General features: G+C 65.9%; 5 protein-coding genes. All 5 read left to right on the top strand.

Going from position 1 to position 6019, the window contains the following annotated elements:
• Window positions 1-13: 13 nt before the first annotated feature.
• Complete coding sequence (locus ACT86A_RS25785) at window positions 14-811, top strand: SDR family NAD(P)-dependent oxidoreductase (protein WP_445094809.1); 798 nt, start codon at window positions 14-16, stop codon at window positions 809-811.
• Between the two features lie 204 nt (window positions 812-1015).
• The gene (locus ACT86A_RS25790; RefSeq protein ID WP_445094810.1) at window positions 1016-2629 is read left to right on the top strand and encodes a flavin-containing monooxygenase; all 1614 of its coding nucleotides are present in this window, start codon (window positions 1016-1018) and stop codon (window positions 2627-2629) included.
• Window positions 2626-3390 carry an SDR family NAD(P)-dependent oxidoreductase gene (locus tag ACT86A_RS25795; RefSeq protein ID WP_445094811.1) on the top strand — a complete coding sequence of 255 codons (765 nt, stop codon included), beginning with the start codon at window positions 2626-2628 and terminating at the stop codon, window positions 3388-3390. The genes ACT86A_RS25790 and ACT86A_RS25795 overlap by 4 nt, the downstream gene beginning before the upstream one ends.
• Window positions 3383-4411, top strand: coding sequence for an alpha/beta hydrolase (locus ACT86A_RS25800; protein WP_445094812.1), 1029 nt, complete (start codon window positions 3383-3385; stop codon window positions 4409-4411). The genes ACT86A_RS25795 and ACT86A_RS25800 overlap by 8 nt, the downstream gene beginning before the upstream one ends.
• On the top strand, window positions 4408-6019 hold a 1612-nt coding region (locus tag ACT86A_RS25805), incomplete at its 3' end, for a flavin-containing monooxygenase (RefSeq protein WP_445094813.1). The genes ACT86A_RS25800 and ACT86A_RS25805, both read left to right, overlap by 4 nt.

Genomic DNA, 6019 nt, shown 5'->3' on the forward strand with positions numbered 1-6019 from the left:
CGAGGAGGAGCGCATGGCGCTCGAAGGTTTGCAGGGAAAGTCCGCGGTCGTCACGGCGGGCGCGCAGGGAATCGGCGCCGCTGTCGCGGAACGTCTGGTCGGCGAAGGCGCGCGGGTCGCGATCGTGGATATCGACGCGGATCGGGTGCGGGCCTTCGCCGAATCGCTGGGAGATTCGGCGATCGCTATCGCCGGCGATGCCTCCACTCCGGAAGGCGTCGAAACCTATCTCGCACAGGCGGTGGAGGCGTTCGGCCGGGTCGACCTGGCACATCTCAACGTCGGAATCGGCAATAAACCGCATTTCGTCGCCGACAGCGAGATCGATGATTTCGACAAGGTGATGAACGTGAATCTGCGTGGCGCCTACCTGGGGCTACGCGGTGTGCTCAAGCGATTCCTCGCGCAGGGCGGTGGCGGTTCGGTGGTGATGACCTCATCGATCAACGGAATCGGTGGCACCCCGGGCTCCACCATCTACACCGCCTCGAAACACGGCATCATCGGTCTCGTTCGAAGCGCTGCCCGGGAGTACGGCCCGCAGGGCGTCCGGATCAACGCGATCGTGCCCGGCTTTGTGGAGACCAAAGCACTCCTGGATCTGCTCGACTCGGATGGCCGCGGTGCCGAACGACGGGCCGAGATGGAGAGCACGGTGCCGCTGGGCCGGTGGGCTCGTCCGTCGGAGATCGCCGCGGCGATCTCCTGGCTGCTCAGCGACGAAGCGAGCTTCGTATCGGGTTCGGCGATGGTGGTGGACGGCGCGGCCACCGCGGGCGCTACAGCATGGGAGCGATTCACCTCCGAGTGACGTCGTCCGGGTGCGCGCGGACCGCCGAACGGGATACCCGAGGCCCCGGCACGGCGTCCGCGTCCACCCGGACCAGCGCTGTGGAGATCCCCAATCCGCCTGTCGGCCGACCGTTGTGCGCGTCACTGCCTGTTCTTACCGTCGCACTCACCCGAGCGCCGGCAGCGGGAATCCGGACAGGTGACATGAGGAATCGGTAACGCCATGGTTGAACCCAATCGACAAGTGGACGGGTGTGACTACGACGTGGTCGTCGTAGGTGCGGGGATGGGAGGAATTTACGGCGCACATCGGTTCGCGAGCCAGGGGCTGCGTTTGCTCGGCTTGGAAGCGGCGGCCGGATTCGGCGGGGTTTGGTACCACAATCGCTACCCCGGAGCCCGCGTCGATGTCGAGAGCCAGGTCTACAATTTCCTGTTCGATCGGGAGCTGGTCAAATCATGGGAGTGGAGCGAACGGTACGCGAGCCAGCCGGAGATCCTCGCCTACCTCGAGCATGTGGCCGGGCACCTCGGCGTGCGCGACCTTTTCCGCTTCGAGTCCAGGGTGACGGGCGCGCGCTGGGACGATGAGCGGCATCGATACACAGTTGATATCAACGGTTCGACAGCGCTGACCACACGCTTTCTGGTCATGGCGACCGGCCAGCTGTCGAAACCGCACGATCCGCCGTTCACGGGCCTGGCGGACTTCCGCGGCCGGTGGGTGCGAACCGGGGACTGGCCGCGGGACCCGGTGGATATCGACGGCAAGCGGGTCGCGGTTATCGGGACCGGTTCCTCCGGGGTACAGGTGATCACGGAGATCGCGCCGAAGGTCGCGAGTCTGCACGTATTCCAGCGCACCCCCGCCTACACGGTACCGTCCCGCAATCGCGCATCCGGACCGGACCAGGCCGCAGAGGTCTATGAGAATTTCGATCGCTTCCGCGACCAGCTGTTCGGCCAAGCGGCCGGAATCCGGGCCCGGCCACCTGCCGGACCGGCCGCGCAGTACTCGCCCGCCGAGCAGCGGCAGCTGATCCAGCAGCGCTGGGACGAAGGCGGCGCGACCATCAACTTCACCTTCTCCGATCAATCGGTCGACCTCGAATCCAGCACCGTGGTAGGTGATTTCGTCCGCGACAAGATCAGCGAGATCGTCGCCGACCCGGCCACGGCCGCGGCGTTGAAGCCGACCACCTATCCGATCGGAACCCGGCGGGTCTGTGTCAGCTCCGGTTACTACGAGACATATAACCGCGACAATGTCGTCCTGGTGGATATCGCCCGGGAACCGATCGTCGGAATCACGCGGAGCGGTATCAAGACGGCCGCCGCCGAATACGAGTTCGACCTGATCGTGTTCGCGCTCGGGTTCGACGCGTTCACCGGAGCACTCGAGGTGGCGAATATCGTGAATCACGAGGGTCGCGGGCCGACGGATCACTGGGTGAACGGCCCCGCCACCTACCTCGGGTTGATGACCACGGGGTTCCCGAACCTGTTCACGATCACCGGTCCCGGCAGCCCGTCGGTTCTGGCGAATATGTTCTTGGCCAACACCCAGCATCTCGATCTGGTGGGCGATCTGCTCGCCCATATGACCGAACGCGGTCTCACCAGGGTCGAGCCGAGTGAAGCGGCCCAAACCCAGTGGACTCGGCACGCCAACGAGGTCGCCGAGCCCCTGCTACGACGTCAGGTGGCGAGCTACATGGTCCAAGTCGGCCAGGACGGGCAGCGGTACCTGATTCCCTACGCGGGCGGGTTCCACACCTTCGTCGAGCACTGCTCCGCAGTGGTCGCCGGTGGTTTCACCGGAATGGAATTCCGGTGAGCGGCGATGCGGCTCGGCCGTTCGGGGGCGCGATCGACCTCGCCGACGCGGTGGTGGTGGTGACCGGCGCCGCCCAGGGGATAGGCGCGACGATCGCCGAGCGCGTGGTCCGATCCGGTGGGGCGGTGATCCTCACCGATATCGATCCGAACGGAAGCGCGGTCGCCGAGGACCTGGGGCCGAGGGCTCGTTTCGTGCATCACAATGTCGCGGAGGAGGACGGCTGGGATCGCGTGATGACCACGGCGGTGGACAGTTTCGGAGAGGTCAGCGGCCTGGTGAACAACGCCGCCGTGTACATTCCGGAGACCCTGAGTGAGACCACGCGGGAAATGTTCGACCTGCACTATCAGGTCGATCAGCTCGGTCCCTTTCTCGGAATGCGAGCTTTCGCCGCGGCAGTCGCTCCCGGAGCACGAGGTTCGGTCGTCAACATCTCCTCCGGCGCCGGTCTGCGGGGTGCCCGCGGTCGGCTGGCATATACCGCGGTCAAATGGGCGCTGCGGGGAATGAGCAGGGCGGCGGCCTGCGATCTTGCAGAGCGCGGGATCCGGGTCAACTGTATTTTTCCCGGCATCATCGAAACCCCCATTCTGGCGAACAACCCCCCGGAGACGAACGCGCTGCTCACCGCTCAGACACCACTGGGCCGTATGGGCACGCCGGACGAGGTTGCCGCCGCCGTCGCGTTCCTGCTGTCGGACGCGGCCAGTTTCGTGACCGCGGCCGAGCTGACAGTGGACGGAGGAATACTTGCGTGACACTGCCGTTCCCGGCTCTCCCTATATAGACCCGCAGCTCGTCCCGGTCCTCGACCTCATCCCGGATATCGATCTGGACGACGAGTCGCTGTCCGATACGCGGCTTGCGTTGTTACGCAGCCGAACCCATCAGCCTGATCAGTTCGCGGTGACAACGCAACCCCGGGTCGCGCAGGTGGCGGGCGCTGCGGAAGTCCCGGTGCGGATTCACGCGCCGACGGGAACGGATACTGCTCGGGCCGCTGTCATCCAGCTCCACGGTGGTGGTCTGGTCATGGGAAGCGCGGACATCGTCGATTCGGAGAACCGGAAGATCGTCGCCGATCTCAACTGTGTGGTGATTGCGGTCGATTACCGGCTGGCACCGGAACACTGCTTCCCGGCGGCACTCGATGATTGCTACACGGTGCTCGCCTGGGTCAGTGCGAACGCCGCCGCCCTCGGCATCGATCCAGGGCGGATCGTGGTCAAAGGCGAGAGCGCGGGCGGCGGTTTGGCGGCCTGCCTGTCCCAGCTGGCGCGGGACCGGGGTGAGTATCCGATCGCATTTCAGCACCTGACCTATCCGATGCTGGACGACCGGACCAGCCGACGATCCGATCTCCCGCCGTGGGCGGGCGCTTTGGTGTGGACGCGGAAGTCGAACAGCTACGGCTGGCACAGCTACTTGGGCAGGCCGCCCAGTACGGCCGATGTCAGCGAGTACGCCGTCGCTGCCCGGTGCGCCGACTTGAGCGGCCTCCCACCCGCCTACCTCGTGGTGGGCGCGTTGGACCTGTTCCTGGAGGAGAGTGCCGAATACGCCCTGCGGCTATCTCGCGCCGGGGTCCCGGTGGAGTTCCAGATCGCCCCGGGGGCGTTCCATTCCTTCCTCAGTTTTGGCGCTGCCACCGAGGTGGGCGTCCGTTTCGGGCAGCACAGCACGGATGCCTTGCGCCGTGCCTGCCACGCCGGGCAACCACAGCGCGACCGGGTTCGGTCGAACACTTTTCGAGGTTCTATTCAGGAGGAAATCATATGAGCACGAACTCGGGTGTCTCCGAGCCGGAGACCAGGGCGGATTCGTACCTGGAACCGTACGGTGCCACGACCGGTCAGCCCGCGGCGGTAGCCTCGGACTGGTTGGAGGCATTGCAGCTCGCACTCGTTTCCGGTACGCCCGACCAGATTGCCGGCCTCTTCACGAGCACCGGGTGGTGGCGCGATCTGCTCTCGTTCACCTGGGATCTGCGAACCTTCCACGGGCGCGACGCCCTCGCGGGCGCGGTCTCGCTGTGGCCCGCGGTTCGTGAGTTGACGGGTTTCCGATTGCCCGCTGACGGGGTTCCCAAGGCAGGCAATGACGATTCGGGTCGCGCGACGATCGAGTCGTTCATCGAGTTCGAATCGCCCGTCGCGGTCGGGCACGGAGTGGTCCGGCTGGTGCACGAGGACGGGAGCTGGCGGGCCTGGACACTGCTCACCGCAGTGCAGGAGCTGAAGGGGCACGAGGAATCGCTGACCAACTGGCAGTCGCTGCACGAACCGCAGTACACCCATGTCGCGGTGGATCGGGTGCCGTGGGCGCGAGAGCGGGCGATCGCGGCGGAATTCGGCGGCTCACAACCGCCGATTCTCATCATCGGCGCGGGTCAGGCCGGCCTGACCCTGTCTGCTCGGCTCCAACGCCTCGGTGTCCGATCACTCGTCGTCGACCGGACCGACCGCCTGGGCAACAGCTGGCGCAACCGCTACAGCAACCTGCAGTTGCACGACACCTACTGGAACAACCAGCTGCCGTACCTGCCCTTCCCCGACACCTGGCCGATCCTCTCCCCGAAGGACAAGATCGCCGACTGGCTCGAGTCCTACGCCAATCACCTCGACATTCCGGTATGGCTGAGCACCCGGCTGACCGCCGCTTCCTATGACCGGGAACAGCAGCGTTGGACGGTCGAACTGGCCCGAGGTGACGAGCCGCCACGGACGCTGCACCCGCGGCATCTGGTGATGGCGACCGGTATGCAGAACGCGCCCTTCGTTCCCGAGCTCCGCGGCCGGGACAGCTTCGCGGGCGAGATCTACCATTCGGCGGAATTCCCTGGCGGGCCGCGGTTCACGGGGCGCCGAGCGGTCGTGGTCGGCGCCGGGAACAGCGCGCACGACGTTGCGCAGGATCTGTTCGAACAGGGCGCCGACACCACGATGGTGCAGCGCAGCAGCACCTGGGTGATGAGCACGACAGCGGGGCTGCCGCTGTTGAACGACGGGTACGGGCCGGGGGAGAGCGTCGAGCACGCGGACCTCTGGGGCGCGTCGATCCCGTTCCCGTTATCGATCCGGATGAGCCCTGGCCTGGCCGCGCATATCGCGAGCTTGGACAAGGAACTGCTCGACGGCCTGCGATCGGTCGGGTTCAAGCTCAACGATGAGGGGCCGGGACGCGGAATCACCAAAGCGGGTGGTTTCTACTTCGATCAGGGCGCTTCGCGCCTGCTGATCGAGAAGAAGGTGGCCCTGGTGTCCGGGGACGTCGTCGGATTCGAACCCGATGCGGTGGTTCTCGATGACGGTACCGAACTGCAAGCCGATCTGGTCGTCCTGGCGACCGGGTATCGCAATATGCGAGACGGGATCAGGGAACTGCTCG

It is taken from the genome of Nocardia glycosmidis, assembly GCF_052545115.1.